The sequence below is a fragment of the Corynebacterium sp. MSK218 genome, assembly GCF_030232655.1.
Taxonomy (GTDB): Bacteria; Actinomycetota; Actinomycetes; order Mycobacteriales; family Mycobacteriaceae; genus Corynebacterium.
Genome location: NZ_JASPGN010000001.1, coordinates 289,464 through 306,347, shown reverse-complemented (window position 1 = coordinate 306,347; position 16,884 = coordinate 289,464). Strand labels below are relative to the sequence as shown.

General features: G+C 59.5%; 11 protein-coding genes. 6 read left to right on the top strand and 5 right to left on the bottom strand.

Going from position 1 to position 16,884, the window contains the following annotated elements; translation table 11 throughout:
- Positions 1-189: 189 nt before the first annotated feature.
- Entirely contained in the window at positions 190-1,248 is a 1,059-nt protein-coding gene (locus QP922_RS01500) for a Cj0069 family protein (RefSeq protein ID WP_284807489.1), read from the bottom strand.
- Positions 1,249-1,529: 281 nt separating this feature from the next.
- Here QP922_RS01500 and QP922_RS01495 point away from each other — a divergent pair, with 281 nt between their 5' ends.
- The 4 genes from QP922_RS01495 (at position 1,530) to QP922_RS01480 (ending at position 6,176) form a co-directional block, all read left to right on the top strand.
- The gene (locus QP922_RS01495; protein WP_284807488.1) at positions 1,530-2,390 is read left to right on the top strand and encodes a sulfurtransferase; all 861 of its coding nucleotides are present in this window, start codon (positions 1,530-1,532) and stop codon (positions 2,388-2,390) included.
- A gap of 141 nt (positions 2,391-2,531) precedes the next feature.
- Complete coding sequence (locus QP922_RS01490) at positions 2,532-4,304, top strand: ATP-binding protein (RefSeq protein WP_284807486.1); 1,773 nt, start codon at positions 2,532-2,534, stop codon at positions 4,302-4,304.
- A gap of 11 nt (positions 4,305-4,315) precedes the next feature.
- On the top strand, positions 4,316-4,873 hold the full coding sequence (locus QP922_RS01485) for a GNAT family N-acetyltransferase (protein ID WP_284807484.1): 558 nt from the start codon (positions 4,316-4,318) through the stop codon (positions 4,871-4,873).
- Positions 4,874-4,952: 79 nt separating this feature from the next.
- On the top strand, positions 4,953-6,176 hold the full coding sequence (locus tag QP922_RS01480; RefSeq protein ID WP_284807482.1) for an ATP-binding protein: 1,224 nt from the start codon (positions 4,953-4,955) through the stop codon (positions 6,174-6,176).
- Positions 6,177-6,238: 62 nt separating this feature from the next.
- Here QP922_RS01480 and QP922_RS01475 read toward each other — a convergent pair whose 3' ends face one another.
- The gene (locus tag QP922_RS01475) at positions 6,239-9,670 is read right to left on the bottom strand and encodes a pyruvate carboxylase (protein WP_284807481.1); all 3,432 of its coding nucleotides are present in this window, start codon (positions 9,668-9,670) and stop codon (positions 6,239-6,241) included.
- Positions 9,671-10,065: 395 nt separating this feature from the next.
- Here QP922_RS01475 and QP922_RS01470 point away from each other — a divergent pair, with 395 nt between their 5' ends.
- The gene (locus QP922_RS01470) at positions 10,066-10,752 is read left to right on the top strand and encodes an ABC transporter ATP-binding protein (protein WP_284807480.1); all 687 of its coding nucleotides are present in this window, start codon (positions 10,066-10,068) and stop codon (positions 10,750-10,752) included.
- Positions 10,742-13,177, top strand: coding sequence for a BatD family protein (locus QP922_RS01465; protein WP_284807479.1), 2,436 nt, complete (start codon positions 10,742-10,744; stop codon positions 13,175-13,177). The genes QP922_RS01470 and QP922_RS01465 overlap by 11 nt, the downstream gene beginning before the upstream one ends.
- On the opposite strand, the gene QP922_RS01460 is transcribed toward QP922_RS01465, so the two are convergent.
- The 3 genes from QP922_RS01460 to prpD are packed head-to-tail and all read right to left on the bottom strand — an operon-like array spanning position 13,174 to position 16,795.
- Positions 13,174-14,322 carry a bifunctional 2-methylcitrate synthase/citrate synthase gene (locus QP922_RS01460; RefSeq protein WP_284807477.1) on the bottom strand — a complete coding sequence of 383 codons (1,149 nt, stop codon included), beginning with the start codon at positions 14,320-14,322 and terminating at the stop codon, positions 13,174-13,176. The genes QP922_RS01465 and QP922_RS01460 overlap by 4 nt on opposite strands.
- 28 nt (positions 14,323-14,350) lie before the next feature.
- Entirely contained in the window at positions 14,351-15,283 is a 933-nt protein-coding gene (prpB, locus tag QP922_RS01455; RefSeq protein ID WP_284807476.1) for a methylisocitrate lyase, read from the bottom strand.
- The gene (prpD, locus tag QP922_RS01450) at positions 15,284-16,795 is read right to left on the bottom strand and encodes a 2-methylcitrate dehydratase PrpD (protein WP_284807474.1); all 1,512 of its coding nucleotides are present in this window, start codon (positions 16,793-16,795) and stop codon (positions 15,284-15,286) included.
- Positions 16,796-16,884 lie beyond the last annotated feature (89 nt).

The following is a 16,884-nucleotide window of genomic DNA, read 5'->3' as shown; positions in this document are numbered from 1 at the left end:
CGGTTGTCCTTTCACAGAGAAAATCGCAGAGCAGTACACAAAGGTGTAATTTTTACCTCTCCGAAGGTACCTGAGATCCGGCTCACTGGCAGCGCTCATTGGGGAACGCGCCCCATAACGCTGAAAACCACCCTTAGTCCTAAAACAGGAAAATCCCCCGCCGAAGGCGAGGGATTCACGGATGAACGCTTAGGCGTGCTTGGCCTCAACGCGCTTGATGGCTTCAGCGGCCACCTTCTCCTGGATGCCCATGTCGAGCTCCGAGGTAAAGCCCACGCAGGAGCAGTTGATTTCACCAAGAACGTAGGTGTCCTCGCCGTTCTCGCTGTCAGCCAGCATGAAGTCTGCGGTCCAAATCAGCGGGATGTTGTCGCCACCGAGCTTCTCAGCGATGACCGGGCGGACCTCAGCGAACATGTCGACGAGCTCCTGCCACTCCTCCGGCTTCTGGTAGGTGTACTTAGCACCAGAGAACAGGGTGGCGGAGAAGGCGTCGCCGCCCTCAGCCGGCTTCTTGTGCACCACGAAGACTGGGTCTGGGCCGACGAGGAGGATGCGGATCTCGCCTTCAACGATGCGTGGCATGAAGCGCATATCCACAAGCATGCCGTTGTCGCCGATGATGTACTGGTCGCAGAAGTCCATGAATTCGCCGAGTTCGCGATCCTCGGTGTGGTTGTCCACAGCCTCGGTGCACTTGATCTTGGTGTCGAGCGGCAGTGCGGTGCCCGGCTCGACGGACTCGGCTAGCTTTTCGTCAGCTAGGCGCACACGCCAGATGCCGGAGCCAGTGGAACCACGGTTCTGCTTGAGCACGCGCTCGCCGTAGGACAGGGAGGTCGGGAACGTGTTGTGGAAGGACTCGACGTCGTAGTAGGCAGCGGTGTCGGACGGCACAAGGTCGGTGTCGTTGAGCTTGACCAAGGCGTCCTTAGCGCCGTAGGCCATCATCTCGTACGGCGTGGACATGCCAACCAGGCCGGCCTCAGACAGCTTGGTGAGCAGGTCGAAGTAGCCCTTCTCGCCGCCCGGAATGTTGCCCGGGTTGACGCGGGAAATGTAGGCATCGAAGTTCTCAGAGACGTACTCGAAGAGCTGTTCAGACCACTCGGGGCGGTAGAAAACTACCTCTGCGTGCCAGCCAGCATCCTTGATGCTGTCGACGATGGGCATGGTGTCCTTGCGGTGGCCGTTGATCTGCTTGTCGGATCCGCCCTCAACCTCGAAGACGACGATTGCCTTATGCACAGCGATTCCCTTTCGTTGGGTACTTATGTGGGGGTCACCTCTTAAAATAACCCAGGTTTGCGTCGCGCGCTGAACAAGCATTTTTCACTAAAAGGCGTGCTCATCCGCCCCGCAAAGTCCCTGACCAGTACTCTTGTTATAACCAGTGCCTGTGCCGTGGAAAATGTCACTAGCTAAATGTATCCAACACCACAAAAGTTTCTCTTGAGTGACCACTTATGCGCGAAGCACGCTAAGGTTGAGACGACCGTCCCCCTCGCAACGAGAAAGGTAGGTGGACCGTGGCCGAGTTCGACCCGAATCCCCCTTTCCAGGAGTACGCGCACCCCGAGCGTCTCGTTTCCGCCCCGTGGCTATCCGCGCGTCTGGGCGTCAATGGCCTACGCGTCGTCGAAGTCGATGAGGATTCCCTCCTCTACGACATTGGCCACATCCCAACCGCCATCCGTATTAATTTCCAGACGGAACTGCTTGATAGCACCACACGAGACATTATCGATGAGGAGGCTTTCGCCGAGCTTCTTCGCTCCAAGGGCATTGAGCGCGACGACACCGTCATCCTTTACGGCGATAAGTCCAACTGGTGGGCCGCCTTCGCCCTGTGGGTCTTCGAACTCTACGGCCACCCAGATGTCCGGCTGCTCGACGGCGGACGTGACGCTTGGATGTCTGAAGAACGCGATACCTCTTTCATGGTGCCCGAGCCCACCACCTCCTCCTACCCCGAGGTCACCCGCGACGATTCCGCACGCGTCTTCGTTGACGAACTGCGCTCCTCAGAAGCCACATTGGTCGATACCCGCAGCCCGGAGGAATTCTGCGGCGAGGCCACCCGCGAATCCGGCAATGGCGCATCACCCTACGGCACCACGATGACCTACGGCCACATCCCTGGTGCGGCAAACCTCGAATGGGACCGTGCGGTCTACCCCAACGGTTGCTTCCGCGCGCTCAGCGAGCTCAAGGTCAACTACGGCGAGCTCGAGCCAGCGACCGAGACCATCCTCTACTCCCACGTTGGCGCCCAGGCAGCCCACACGTGGTTTGTCCTTAAATACCTGCTTGGCTTCGATAACCCGCGCGTCTACGACGGTTCCTGGGCCGAATGGGGCAACATGGTGCGTATGCCGGTTGAGCGCTAACAACACGCCGAAATGAACCCGCATCTTTACCGGTGCGGGTTTATTTTTTGACACGAAACCAAGATGTGACGGTATCCTCATGTTTTGGTGTGCAAGAATAGTACGCAGTCCTATCAGAAATCATGGAGGAGGGTTCCTGCCGTGGCAGTTGAAACCAAGAACATCACCAAGGTCCTCGTGGCCAACCGCGGTGAGATTGCGGTCCGCATTATCCGTGCGGCCCGCGACGCGGGCATTGCATCCGTAGCCGTCTACGCAGAGCCTGACGCCGATGCCCCATTCGTCACGCTTGCCGACGAAGCCTTTGCCCTTGGCGGCCAGAACTCCGCAGAGTCGTACCTCGACTTCACCAAGCTTCTCGACGCCGCCTCCAAGTCCGGCGCCGACGCCATCCACCCCGGCTATGGCTTCCTCTCTGAGAACGCCGACTTTGCCCAAGCGGTCATCGATGCCGGCCTGATCTGGATTGGTCCGTCGCCGAAGTCCATTTCGGAGTTGGGTGACAAGGTCACTGCCCGCCACATTGCTGAGCGTGCCGATGCCCCTATGGCCCCGGGCACCAAGGATCCCGTTGCCAGCGCGGAGGAGGTCGAGGCCTTCGCTGATGAGCACGGCCTCCCCGTTGCCATCAAGGCCGCCTTCGGCGGCGGTGGCCGTGGTATGAAGGTGGCCCACACCCGCGAGGAGATCAAGGACCTCTACGAGTCCGCCACGCGTGAAGCCATCACCGCTTTCGGCCGCGGCGAGTGCTTTGTGGAGCGCTACCTGGATAAGGCCCGCCACGTCGAGGCCCAGGTCTTGGCTGACCAGCACGGCAACGTCGTCGTTATGGGAACCCGCGACTGCTCCCTACAGCGCCGCTTCCAAAAGCTCGTCGAAGAAGCCCCTGCCCCATTCCTCACCGATGAGCAACGCGCCTCCATCCACGAATCAGCCAAGCGCATCTGTAGCGAGGCCGGCTACTACGGCGCGGGCACCGTAGAGTACCTCGTCGGTTCTGATGGACTTATCTCCTTCCTCGAGGTCAATACGCGCCTTCAGGTGGAACATCCCGTTACCGAGGAAACCACCGGCTACGATCTGGTTCGCGAGCAGTTCCGCATCGCCGAAGGCCGTGAGCTTTCCGTCTCCGAGGACCCAACTCCGCACGGCCACGCCATCGAATTCCGCATTAACGGCGAAGACGCCGCTGCGGGCTTCATGCCGGCCCCCGGAACCATCGTCTCCTACTCCGAGCCTTCTGGCCCGGGCGTGCGTATGGATTCCGGCGTGCGTGAAGGCTCCGTCATTGGCGGCCAATTCGATTCCATGCTGGCCAAGCTCATCGTTTGGGGCCCGGACCGCGCCACCGCCATTGAGCGTGCTCGCCGCGCCCTAGCCGAGTACCGCATCGAGGGCCTGCCCACGGTTATCCCCTTCCACCAGGCAATCCTTACCGATCCTGCCTTCACCGCCGAGGACGGCAACTTCACGGTCTACACCAAGTGGATCGAGGAAGAGTGGGTCAACGAGCTGCCCGAGTACACCGACACCGCCGACGTTCCCGAAGACGAGGAACAGGATGCCTCCCAGAAGTTCGTCGTCGAGGTCGGAGGCCGCCGCATCGAGGTGGCCCTGCCGGGTAACCTGCTCTTGGGTGGGGGCAACAAGCGCAAGAAGTCGAAGAAGCGTCGCGGGAAGGGCGCGGCGGCAAACGTGTCCGGCGACGCCGTGACCGCGCCGATGCAGGGCAGCGTCATCAAGGTCGCCGTCGAAGAGGGCCAGGAAGTCGAGGAGGGTGAGGTCGTCGTCGTCCTCGAGGCCATGAAGATGGAAAACCCCGTCAAGGCCCACAAGTCCGGCACCGTGACTGACCTCAAGGTGTCCACCGGCACGCAGATCAACAAAGGCGAGCCGATTCTGGAGATCAAGTAGCCTCGGAAGGCATGAGCGTTAACGATTCCGAGTTCGGCGTACGGTTGGCCAAGGAGCACGACCGTACCTACCTCTCCCGCCTCCTTTTCCTCGCCGATGTGCTTGGTGACGAGGACGCCCATATCGGGGATTTCCACACGCCTGACGTGGGGATGTACGTCGATGAATGGTCTCCCCATGTCGACGGCGGCGTCATCGCCGTTTCCAGTCACCGTGTCCCCGTCGGTGGTGCGTGGCTGCGCTATTACACCACCAAGGCTAAGGGTGCTGCCTACACCGGCAATCCGGAAGCGGATCCCTTTGATGAATCCCAGTGGGCCACCGAGCTAGATCCGGAGGAAATCCCCGAGCTCTTTCTTGCCGTGGAGTCCCGTTACAGGGGCCTAGGCGCTGGGCGACGCCTCCTGCGCAACACCTGCGACCTCGCCGAGGCACAGGAGGCGCCCGCCGTATCGCTATGGATTGAGCCGGAGAACACCAGCGCTCGCAAGCTGTATGAATCCGAAGGTTTCGTCGACATCGATGTCCCCGGCCGCCCGGATGCCCACGTGATGCTCAAGCGCTTCTAGTACGCAAGCCGACAAAAGGTGTCGACTATACTCGACACTTCCTCGGTTTCTTCCAAAAGTGTCGACTATACTCGACACCATGGCTGACCTCATTCCTCGCCCAAACTATCTTGCAAAATTGCACGCGATCGAGGATCGCGACCTTGTCCGTATAGTCACGGGCGTACGTCGCTGCGGAAAGTCCGCACTGCTTTCCTTATATCGACAGGATCTCCTCAACTCGGGAGTGCCTGCTGAGGACATTCTCGTCATCAATTTTGAGGACGCGCGTAATAATCGGCTCCGTGAGCCGCATGCCTTTCACACTTTCGTCGAAGAAGCCCTAGACAAAGGGCTTCGCTATCTCCATGTCGACGAAGTGCAGGAACTCGAAGACTGGGCAAGAATCATCAACTCGCTAAGACTCAATGATGAGCTCGAAATCACTCTCACTGGTTCGAATGCCTCTATGTTTGCTGGCGAATCCCTTACATATCTTGCCGGCCGCTACATAGAGCTTCGAATGCTCCCCTTGTCATTGAGCGAGTTCACTGCCTTCGCCCATCGTGAAAAGTCACCGCCAACGATACCGGCTGCCGAAGACTTTTCGGCGTGGATGCGAATCGGCGGGTTCCCTGCAAGTGTGTTGGCAAACGATGTCGGAGTTGCCTCAGATTTCAATCGGGCACTTTTCGATTCAATTTTTACCCGAGACATCGCTCTTCGTGGCCAAATCCGTGATACATCAACGTTCCTACGGCTTGCTCAGTTCATCTTCGATAATTCTGGTTCAGAACTATCCACCCGCCGAATCCGGGGAGTCCTTAAAGCAGATGGATACGCTAGCTCCTCTGAAACCATCGACCGCTACCTCGAGTTGATGGAGGACGCCCACCTGCTATACCGCTGTCGTAGCCGTGATACGAAGGGAAAACAATGGCTGCGAAGCAACGGTAAGTACTACTTCGTGGATCCAGGATTACGTAATGCCGTACTTGGTTCCCGTGATTTCAACCTGGGCCACGACCTTGAGAATATGGTGTTTCTCGAGCTTCTTCGCAGAGACTATGAGGTGTCCACTGGCTCAGTCCCAGACGGGGAAATAGATTTCATCGCAACTCGTGGGGATGACACCTTTTACGTGCAGGTGGCTTACGCCACCTCAGAACCATCTACTCTGGAACGCGAATTAGCCCCTTTCGCGCATACTCCTGCTGGCTCACGCTGCATACTCATCACACTAGACCGATTTCCACCGCCGACAGGCCACGTCCAGTGGGTCGATGGCCTTGCGTTCCTAGCCGGACAAGACCTAGCCCCTTAAATACAGAAAGTAAACCCTCCTGCTTAGATAAAACATCTAAGCAGGAGGGTTTGGCGGCTGTTCTAGCTGATAACGGCGATGAGGTCGCCGCCCTCAACCTTGGTGGCGGCGCCAATGGCGACGCGCTCGATGGTGCCATCCTTGGTGGCGGAGATGGAGGCTTCCATCTTCATGGCCTCGATGACGGCGATTTGGTCGCCGGCCTTGACCTCGTCGCCAGGCTTGGCGGTCGGGTTGACCACGCCAGCGAACGGTGCGGCCACGTGGCCATCGTTGGACGGGTCAGCCTTCTCCACGGTGGCAACGGTGGACTCGACGTTGTTGTCGCGTACCTTGAGCGGGCGGATCTGGCCGTTGACGTTGAGCACCACGTTGCGGATGCCCTTCTCGTCTGGCTCGCCCATCGCGTCAAGACGCAAGGTGATGGGCTTAAGATCCGCGCGGTCGGTGGAGCCCTCCGGGAAGTAGTGAACGATGTAGTCTTTTCCTTCTTCCAGACCGTAGAAGAAGACAGTATCCGTCAGCGCCTCGGTATTGCCAAAGGTGCGGCGGAACTCGTTGAACTCCTCGAACTGCTTCGGGAAAAGAAGGCGGTTAAGGGAAGCGCGGCGCTCGGTGGAATCATCCGAGGCGAGATGTGCCTTCTCTTCTTCCGGAACCGGCTTCACGGTGACGTCGCCAGGCGCGCGGCCCTCGAGGACCTTGTCGCGCAGCGGCGGCCAGCCACCCGGAGGCGTACCGAGCTCACCGCGGAGGAAGGCGATGACGGAATCCGGAATGTCGTACTTGGTGGGATTAGCCTCAAAGTCAGCCGGGTCCACGCCAGCGCCCACGAGGTGCAGGGCGAGGTCACCGACCACTTTGGAAGACGGGGTCACCTTGGTCGGGCGGCCGAGCATCTCGTTCACCGCTGCGTAGGTGTCCTCGATGATCTCGAAGCGGTCCTCCAAGCCCAGCGCGGTAGCCTGCGCACGCAGGTTGGACAGCTGGCCGCCCGGAATCTCGTGGCGGTAGACGCGACCGGTCGGTCCCGGAATACCCTTCTCGAACGGGTGGTAGAGCTGGCGCACTGCCTCCCAGTACGGCTCTAGGTCGGAGACTGCCTTGAGGGAGATACCAGTATCGCGCGAGGAGTTGGAGAACGCCGCGATGATGGCGGACAGCGAAGGCTGGGAGGTGGTACCCGCCAGCGGTGCGGAGGCACCATCCACGATGTCCGCGCCGGAAAGCGCTGCCGCGTAGTAGGTGGCCAGCTGGCCGCCTGCGGTGTCGTGCGTGTGCACGTGAACCGGCAGGTCGAATTCCTTGCGCAGAGCCATGACCAGCTTGGATGCGGACTCCGGACGCAGCAGACCCGCCATGTCCTTAATAGCCAGGACGTGAGCGCCGGTGTTGACGATCTCCTCGGCCAGCTTGAGGTAGTAATCCAGCGTGTAGAGCTTCTCATCCGGGGAGCACATGTCGCCGGAGTAAGCCATAGCGACCTCGGCCACGGTGGTGTTGGTTTCCAGGACGGCGTCGATAGCCGGGCGCATCTGGGTGACGTCGTTCAGTGCGTCAAAGATACGGAAGACATCCACGCCGGACTTGGCGGCCTCCTGCACGAAGCCGTTGCACACATCGTTGGAGTACGGCGAGTAGCCCACGGTGTTACGGCCGCGCAGCAGCATCTGGATGTTCTGGTTCGGCATAGCCTCACGCAGCAGGTCCAAGCGGACCCACGGGTCCTCCTTGAGGAAGCGCATGGCAACGTCGTAGGTGGCACCGCCCCATGCCTCCACGGAGTACAGTTCCGGGGTCATGCGGGCGACGGCTTCTGCAGCCGTGACCAGCGCGGTACCGCGCACGCGGGTGGCCAGCAGGGACTGGTGGGCGTCACGGAAGGTGGTATCGGTGACGGCCAAGGCGTCCTGCTTGCGGATCTTTTCTGCCCACTTCTTTGGGCCTAGCTCCAGCAGATCATCGCGGGAACCGCGCGGCAGCTCAGAGTTAAAGTCCAGATCCGGCAGCTTATCGAAGGGACGCAGGATGGTCGGGCGCTCGCCGTTCGGCTTGTTAACGGTCACGTCCGCGATGTAGTCGATGATGCGACCAGACTCGTCCACGGCCGGCGGGGCCTTGAGCAGGTCTGGGTGCTCCGGAATGAAGCTGGTGTCCACGCGGGTGTTGACGAAGTCCGGCTCGCGCAGCAGTGCGCGCAGGAAGCCGATGTTGGTGGCCACGCCGGCCACGGTGAACTCGTTGAGCGCACGCTGGGCGCGGGATACCGCCTGCTCGAAGGTGGCACCACGGCAGGTCATCTTCACCAGCAGGGAGTCGAAGTTCGGGGAAATCTCCGCGCCGACGGCCGTTGCACCGTCGAGACGCACGCCCGCACCACCCGGCGAACGGTACTGGGTCAGCGTACCGGTATCCGGACGGAAACCGTTGGAAGGATCCTCAGTAGTGATACGGCACTGCAGGGCCGCGCCGTTGATGTGGATGTCTTCCTGCTTGAGACCCAGCTCGTCTAGGGAAAAGCCCGCGGCAATCTGCATCTGGGACTTCACGATGTCCACGCCCGTGACCTCTTCAGTTACGGTGTGCTCCACCTGCACGCGCGGGTTCATCTCGATGAAGACGTGATTGCCCTTTTCATCGACGAGGAACTCAACGGTACCGGCGCCTTCGTAGTTGATGTGCTCACAGAACTTCACGGCGTCCGCACAGATGCGGTCACGCAGCTCCGGGTCCAGCGTCGGGGCCGGGGCAATCTCCACGACCTTCTGGTGGCGACGCTGCACGGAGCAGTCACGCTCATACAGGTGCATGACGTTGCCCTGGGAGTCAGCCAGAATCTGCACCTCAATGTGCTGCGGGCGAATCACCGCGGTCTCAAGGTAGACGTTGCCATCACCGAAAGCGGCCTCCGCCTCGCGGGAAGCCTCCGCACACTTGGTCTTCAGCTCCGCCTCGTTCTCAATGAAGCGCATACCGCGGCCGCCACCGCCGGCAACTGCCTTTACGAAGACGGGGAACTCAAAGTCCTTGGAGTATTCCGCCAGCTTGTCGACGTCCGTCGAGGGCTTCGAGTCCTTCAGAGTCGGCAGCCCCGCCTCCTCGGCCGCAGCCACAGCGGCAGCCTTGTCGCCGGTCAAGTCTAGGGTCTCAGCGGTGGGGCCGATGAACTTAATGCCGTTGTCGCGGCATGCGCGGGCCAGATCCGCACGCTCAGAGAGGAAGCCATAGCCTGGGTAAATGGCATCCGCACCGGACTTCTTGGCGGCGCGAATCACCTCATTGATGTCCAGGTAAGCCTTGACCGGCTGGCCTTCGGTACCAATGCGCACTGCCTCGTTAGCGAACGCGCGGTGGAAGGAGTTGCGGTCTTCCTTGGGGTAAATGGCGACCGTCTTGGCACCAACCTCGAAGGCCGCACGGAAAGCACGCACGGCAATTTCGCCGCGGTTTGCCACCAAGACCTTGGAGAAGGATTTGTGGGCGGTATCAGACACTGGGAGTAATCCTTTCAGATAAGCACGATACAGATCTCAGAGTAGTGCCCTTCGTACTCACGTGAGGCGGAATTCGACATATAGGTCAACAGAAATTGTTTAGTTTCTTCCTAGACTCGCTTTGCACGCCATTGACACCCCAACCCACATCACTTCAGAACCGAAGCGAGCGGAAATTACTTCCCTTTCAAAAAGATATAAACCTCTTGACATGCCTTCTTTAGGGTTGCAATATTTCGATAAAGTACATAAACCAACCTCATCCTCCATTTCCGAAGGACCCGCAGTGGTGATGGATACCAACTGTAGGTTGCGTTCTCGCCACCAGCCATTCCTGTTCCCACCCGAGCCTCGGCCAACGAGCATGGCGCAGGCTTCCCTACTGTAAAGAGCTCATGAATTCAGTCACTATTTCTAGCGTCCACAAGTATTTGGGCGAAGGTGCCCAGCGCACGCATGTTCTCAAAGGCACAAGCCTCGAGGTTGATGAAGGCGAGTTTCTCGGTATTTCAGGAAAGAGCGGCTCCGGCAAAACCACTCTCCTGCGCGCGGTTGCAGGTCTTCTACCCATTGATGAAGGCTCAATCTCGGTCTTCGATACCTGTGTATCCACCGCTGCTCCCAAGGAACTACTTGCCTTGCGCCGCAACACAATCGGCTTCGTCCATCAAGACGACCTGTTGATGAATGAACTCACCGCGCTCGAAAATGTCATGCTTGTGCTTTCCGCGGCGGGTGTCGATGAGACGACGGCGCACGACAAGGCTTCCGAGGCATTAGCCCAGGTAGGACTTGCAGAACTCGCTCAACGATTTCCCGCAGAGATGTCGCGCGGCCAGTGCCAAAGAGTAGGAATCGCCCGAGCACTATCTGGGAACCGGCGAATTCTCTTGGCTGATGAGCCGTCTGCTGCGCTCGATTCCGAGAACTCCCATGGCATTTTTCGACTATTCAAAAAGCTCGCATCAACTGGCACAACCGTGATAGCGACCAGCCACGATCCCATCATGCTGGACTACTGCAGCACCGCCTACACGCTGATCGATGGTCAGCTTGGGAAAGCAGCCCCGCATGCTCAATGAACTGATCACGAAGGTCGTGCATTCTTCGAAACGGTATCGTTTCGGCGCAGCGGCAATCGCAGTGTGCTTAGGATTATTCGCATTTGCTGTCTCGGCCGATCTCTTCATGACATTGTCCCCACAGCAGAAGGCGCAGTCAGAATTGGGAAACAACGCCGTGCGGGTGGACGTGCCTGTGTACACGCGGGCGGGCGTGGTTGAACAGACGCTGCCGCAACTTGATTCCCCAGAGAGGGGCTTTACTACCCAACTCGAGACTTACGATCTCTATATCGATAGCAATCCTTCAGCTTCCCTTGTCTACGAGGAGTCCCACTGGGAAGAGCAAGCTCCCGATTTTGGGTTGGCATTGGTTCAGGGCCATTGGCCAAGCGCCCCCGGGGAAGTAATCGTCACTGAGGACGTTAACCTTAGCCTCGGAGAAAACACAACAGCATTCAACGGCACGCTACCGCTCCGCATCGTTGGCGTTGTATCGAATTCCTTCCACAGCCAGGAGAAAGCGGTGTACGGCGCATCGGGAACATGGAACACCATCGACGCCGACGCTTATTCCATGACCTCCGCTTCGGTCCGGCCGATTGTGTTCGGTTCCGAAGGAACGACTCCTGCCGAGCTCACCGACTTCATTAGCAGTCAGCTCGAAACTACAAACCTCGTTGATCGTGCAGCGCTTAACGACGCCTTCTCGGCATCGCTCCTCACCCGCGAAAGCCTCCTCGCAAAACCACCTTCAGGGTTCGCCGATAGCTATTCCTTTTTCTTCGGCCTGTTCGCCGTTGTCATCCCATGCGCTTTGATCTTCTTCTTGTGGCGGGTTACCTACCACGTGCTTAACCCATTGAATCGGCGGTTCTTCGAGTTAGGAATCTCCCCCTTCCTGTTGTGGAAATCCAGTGCTTTCGCCTTATTTCGTTCAGCCTTGATGTACTCCGTCTTTGGCCTCGTTGTAGGTGCAGGCCTGGCGCAATGCGTGCGCCCTTTCATTTCGGGACTTGCAGGGTTGCCTGATCCTGGAGTCCTCATTCCGTGGAAATGGTTAGTACTTCTTCTCGCTAGCTCGCTAGCAGCACTCCTGATTGGCGGTGTTGCCACCGCGCCATCGACCCAGCCGCATCCGTTCTGGAAAGACATCCCGCTGCCGGCCCCTTCGGCATCATTCTTGCGTTGGAGTGCGATTGCTATTGTCCTTGTGGCCACACTCTTCACGGTCGCTTCAGCACTGCTGGGACCAGACGTGTTCGAAACCTGGGTGCCATTGCCAACCGTGGCATTGTGCATCGTCTTTTCCCTTCTTCTCGCACAATGTCCGCGAACCAGTCGGCCCTACACTCCAGCAGGCGTGGCTCTTAGATTTGCCGAGAAACACCGTCAACTCATTGGTACGGGTCTGGCGTTGTTGGTCCTGTGCATGGGAACCGCAGTGTTCAGTAGTTCAATGTCGGCCAGTTTTACAGCCAGTGAAAACGACAGCTTGACGTCAACAATCGCCCCAAACCAGGCACACGTTTTAGAGAAAACCGATGACGGCCTAGCCACAGACGCTGATTCCGTTCAGCACGTAGCCCACGCGTTGGGTGTTCCCGCCCCAGTTCGAGTTTCTTATGTCCAGGCCACGCTAGACATGCCCACGGAGATGTCGGGAACCTTTGGTGTACTGACCGTCGAATCCGTTCATGACGTAGAGCAGCTCTTAGGCCGAGAGCTCACGGACCGTGAAAAAGATGTTCTTAAGACCGGAGCTTTGGTCCGCGATAACCGATTCATCAATCAAGACCACGCTTCAATCACCACGGACAAACGCTCAGGTCTCACATCACTTCCAGCGCTGAGCACGGATTTCGGACCTCACTGGGAGAAACTAGCTGGAGGGTTTATCCTCGAATCCACGGCGCAGAAACTCAACGCACCGGCACGTGGGACACAGTGGGTCTTTTCGGAACTCAACGAAGAAGCAGAAAAGCGCTTTCTTGATAGCGCTGCGCAAGCCCGTATCCCCCACGAGCTCGTGCTACTGCCGCTGGTTCAAACCTCTTCGACACCGCGGGCGTTCTACATCAGTTTGGCAGCCGCGCTGCTCAGCGCGTTAGCCGTAACCTTTGTTTTCTCGCGGCAACTTGCTCGCGCTACCGAAGCAATCGAGACCACCTTCAAAGTACTTGGCCTCGATTCTTCCTGGCACCTAAGAATCGTTGTACTCACGACGGCCACACTGGCATGTGCTGCAATCGTTACTGGCTGTATAGCTGGAATCCTCCCCCTTGCTGGCATAGCCCTCGCAATGGGAGACGGTCTCACCTTTGCTATCGATTGGAAGGCACTTTTTGTAGCTGCAGGCGCAATAGCACTAGGCGCTGCAAGTGGCGTTGGTATGACATGCCTTCGCTACTCACAGCGCCCGTCGTCAAGCGCAACTGCTAACTAAATTTCCTTCGGCGGAACGGAGCGCTGCTCCTTGCCGTTGTAGGCAGACAGCGGGCGGATGAGGGAGTTGTTCTCGTTCTGCTCCACGATGTGTGCGGTCCAGCCGGTGATGCGGGCCATCACGAAGATAGGGGTGAAGAACTCAATATCGAAGCCCAGGATGTGGTACGCGGGGCCAGCCGGGAAGTCCAGGTTCGGCTGGATTTTGATGGAGGTGTTCTCGTACATGGTCTTCGCCATCTTCTCGTACATCTCTACCCACTGCTCCTGACCGTGATCCTTGGCCAGCTCGCGGAAAGCAGCCTCCATGGTCGGAACACGGGAGTCACCGTTCTTGTACACGCGGTGACCGAAGCCCATGACGAGCTCCTTGTTCTTGAGCTTGTTCAGGGTCCACTCCTCTGCCTTGGCGGGGTCACCAATCTCGAGGAAGTTCTTCATCACAGCCTCGTTGGCACCACCATGCAGCGGACCCTTCAGTGCGCCGATAGCAGCGGTGACGGCGGAGTAGGTGTCCGACATCGTCGAGGTCACCACGCGGCCGGCGAAGGTGGAGGCGTTGAAGGAGTGCTCGGCGTAGAGGATGAGGGACTTATCGAAGGCCTCAATATCGGAGCGCGACAGTGCCGGGGAACCTTCCTCCTCACCGAAGACCATCCACAGGAAGTTTTCCGCAAAGCCCTTCTTGCGGGAAGGCTCGATGTAGCTCTCACCGCGACGGCGGCGGATATCGAGCGCAACGATGGTCGGCAGCTTCGCCATGAGCTCCAGCGCGGTGCGGCGGATGTGCTCGGAGTCCTTGGTGTACTCCTCCGGGTCCTGGGAACCAATGAAGGAGACTGCGGTGCGCAGAACGTCCATCGGGTGGCAGGACTTCGGCATGGAGGTGATGAGGTCGATGAGGTGGCGGTCCAGGTGGCGCAGTGCCTTCTCACGAGCGGAGAAGCGCACGAGCTCACCTTGGTTCGGCAGCTCGCCGTTCCACAGCAGGTACGCCACTTCCTCGAACGAGCAGTAGCGGGCGAGCTCCTGGACCGGGTAGCCGCGGTAGGTCAGGGAGTTGGTCTCCGGGACGACCTTGGAAATGGCGGTCTCATCAACGACAACGCCGTACAGGCCCTTGCGGATCTCTGGGGTCTCAGACATGGTATTTCTCCTTTGCAGTTATGGGGTATTAATCAAAAGTGGGCTTGTAGGTGTCCTTCGAGTACGTGAACACGCTCTGGTCAAAGGCGTTGTACTCGTCGTAGCGCACCAGCTCATAAAGGCGGGAGCGGTGCTGCATGCGCTCGAGCCACTCCTCGGATTGCAGTCCGGTTTCCTGCATGTCGCGCAGGAATTCTTCGGTAGCGCCCATGGCCACGCGCAGGGTGGACACCGGCCAGATGACGGCGTTGTAGCCCAAGTCTTCGATGCGCTTAGCCGACAGCAGCTCGGTCTTGCCAAACTCTGTCATGTTGGCCAGCAGCGGGGTATCCACGGCGGCGCGGAACTTCTCAAAGTCCTCCGGCGAGTACAGGGCCTCGGTAAAGATGAGGTCCGCGCCGGCGTCGGCGTAGGCCTTGGCGCGCTCGATGGCCTCATCGATGCCGTGGATGCCGGCGGCATCGGTGCGGGCACAGACGATGAAGTTCTCATCGCGGCGCTCGTTGACGGCGGCGGTGATGCGGCGAACCATGAGATCCGTCGGCACTACTTCCTTGCCATCGAGGTGGCCGCAGCGCTTCGGGTTGACCTGGTCTTCTAGGTGGCAGCCGGCCAGGCCAGCGTCCTCCAGCGCGGCAACCGTGCGGGCGGCGGACATGGGTTCGCCGAAGCCAGTGTCGGCGTCGACAAGCACCGGCAAGTCCGTGGCACGAGCGATGTGCCCGGCGCGCTGCGCTACCTCGGTGAGAGTGGTCAGGCCGATGTCCGGCAGGCCCAAGTCATTGGCCAACACCGCGCCGGAGACGTACACGCCGCCGAAACCACCAAGGTCCTGGATAAGGCGCGCGGTGAGCGGGTTAAACGCTCCCGGCAGGGTGGTGATTCCCGGCGCGTTCAGCGCCTCGCGGAAATTCTTGCGCTTTTCTGCGTTGCTGATGGTGGAGCCAAACAGACCAGCCATTTAGAACAGTCCCTTCGGGGTTTCTGGTGCGGTAGCGAGTGCTTCGTCGGTGAGGCGAACGTTGAGCTCGTTGAGGTCGGTGAGATTCTCCAGGTCCTGTACCGCGGCAAGGAAGCGCTCCTGCTCTTCTTCCGAGACTTTGCCGGCGGCGAGCTTCTTGAACTTGTTGATGTACTCCTCGCGGCCGAAGGGGCGGGCGCCGAGCGGGTGGGCGTCGGCCACTGCACGCTCATCCTCAATCACGGTGCCGTCCTTGAAGGTGATGACAGCCTTGCCGCCGAATGCCTTCTCCTCCAAGTCGTTGGAGTGGTAGCGGCGGGTCCACTCCGGGTCCTCGACGGTGGAAATCTTGTGCCACAAGTCGATGGTGTCCTGGCGGTGCTTGCGCTCATCCGAGTAGGAGGTCTCATAATCCCACTCGCCGTCCTGCAGGGCCACGGCGAAGATGTACATGATGGAGTGGTCCAGGGTCTCGCGGGAGGCGTTCGGATCCATCTTCTGCGGGTCATTGGCGCCGGTGCCGATGACGTAGTGCGTGTGGTGCGAAGTGTGGAGGACGATGGACTCGATGTCCTCGGTCTTCAGGCCCTTCTCCGCCAGGGTCTTCTTGAGGGCAAAGGCCATGTCGATAGGCGCCTGTGCCTGGTACTCCGCGGAGTGCTCCTTGGTGTAGGTGTCCAGGATGGCGCGCTTTTCTTCACCTTCAGCCGGCAGTGGGACGGTGTAGGTGCGCTCCGGGGAGTGGAGCATCCAGGCGATGAAGCCGTCTTCGCCTTCCCAAATCGGGGCGGGAGCACCTTCGCCGCGCATGGAGCGGTCCACTGCCTCGATGGCCATCTTGCCCGCGAAGGCTGGGGCGTAGGCCTTCCAGGAGGAAATCAGGCCTTTACGGGACTGGCGGGTGGTGGTGGTGGTGTGCAGTGCCTGGCCGATGGCCTGGTAGATGGTGTCCACGTCGAGGTTCAGCATGGTGCCGATACCCGCGGCGACGGACGGGCCAAGGTGTGCCACGTGGTCAATCTTCCACTCATGCAGGCAGATACCCTTGACCAGGTTGACCTGGATTTCGTAGCCGGTGGCCAAGCCGCGGATGAGGTCCTTGCCGGTCAGGCCCTTGTGCTGAGCCACGGCGAGAATCGGCGGGATGTTATCGCCCGGGTGGGAGTAATCCGCAGCAAGGAAGGTGTCGTGGTAGTCCAGCTCGCGCACGGCAGTGCCGTTGGCCAGCGCTGCCCACTCGGCGGAGTAGGTACCGTCAACGCCGAAGATGGTGGCGCCGCTTTCCGACGTCTCATGGGCCTGCGCAATCACTCGCGCCGAGGTCACAGGACGGCGCGTAGCAGAGGCCACAGCAACAGAGGCGTTGTCGATGATGCGGTTGATGATCATCTCGGTGGTCTCAGCCGGGACCTCGACCGGATCAGTGGCGACCTTGGCAATCTTGTGTGCGAGGTGCTCCTCGATGGGGAAATCCTCCGCGGACTTGTGGGTCCGTACTTCGTGGTTAATCAACGTGTTCTCCTCCTAGGCAATAACTGCGACTGCGATAGCCATCACACTAATTATCCGAACGTGCGGCCCGCCACATGTGTAAACTGTGG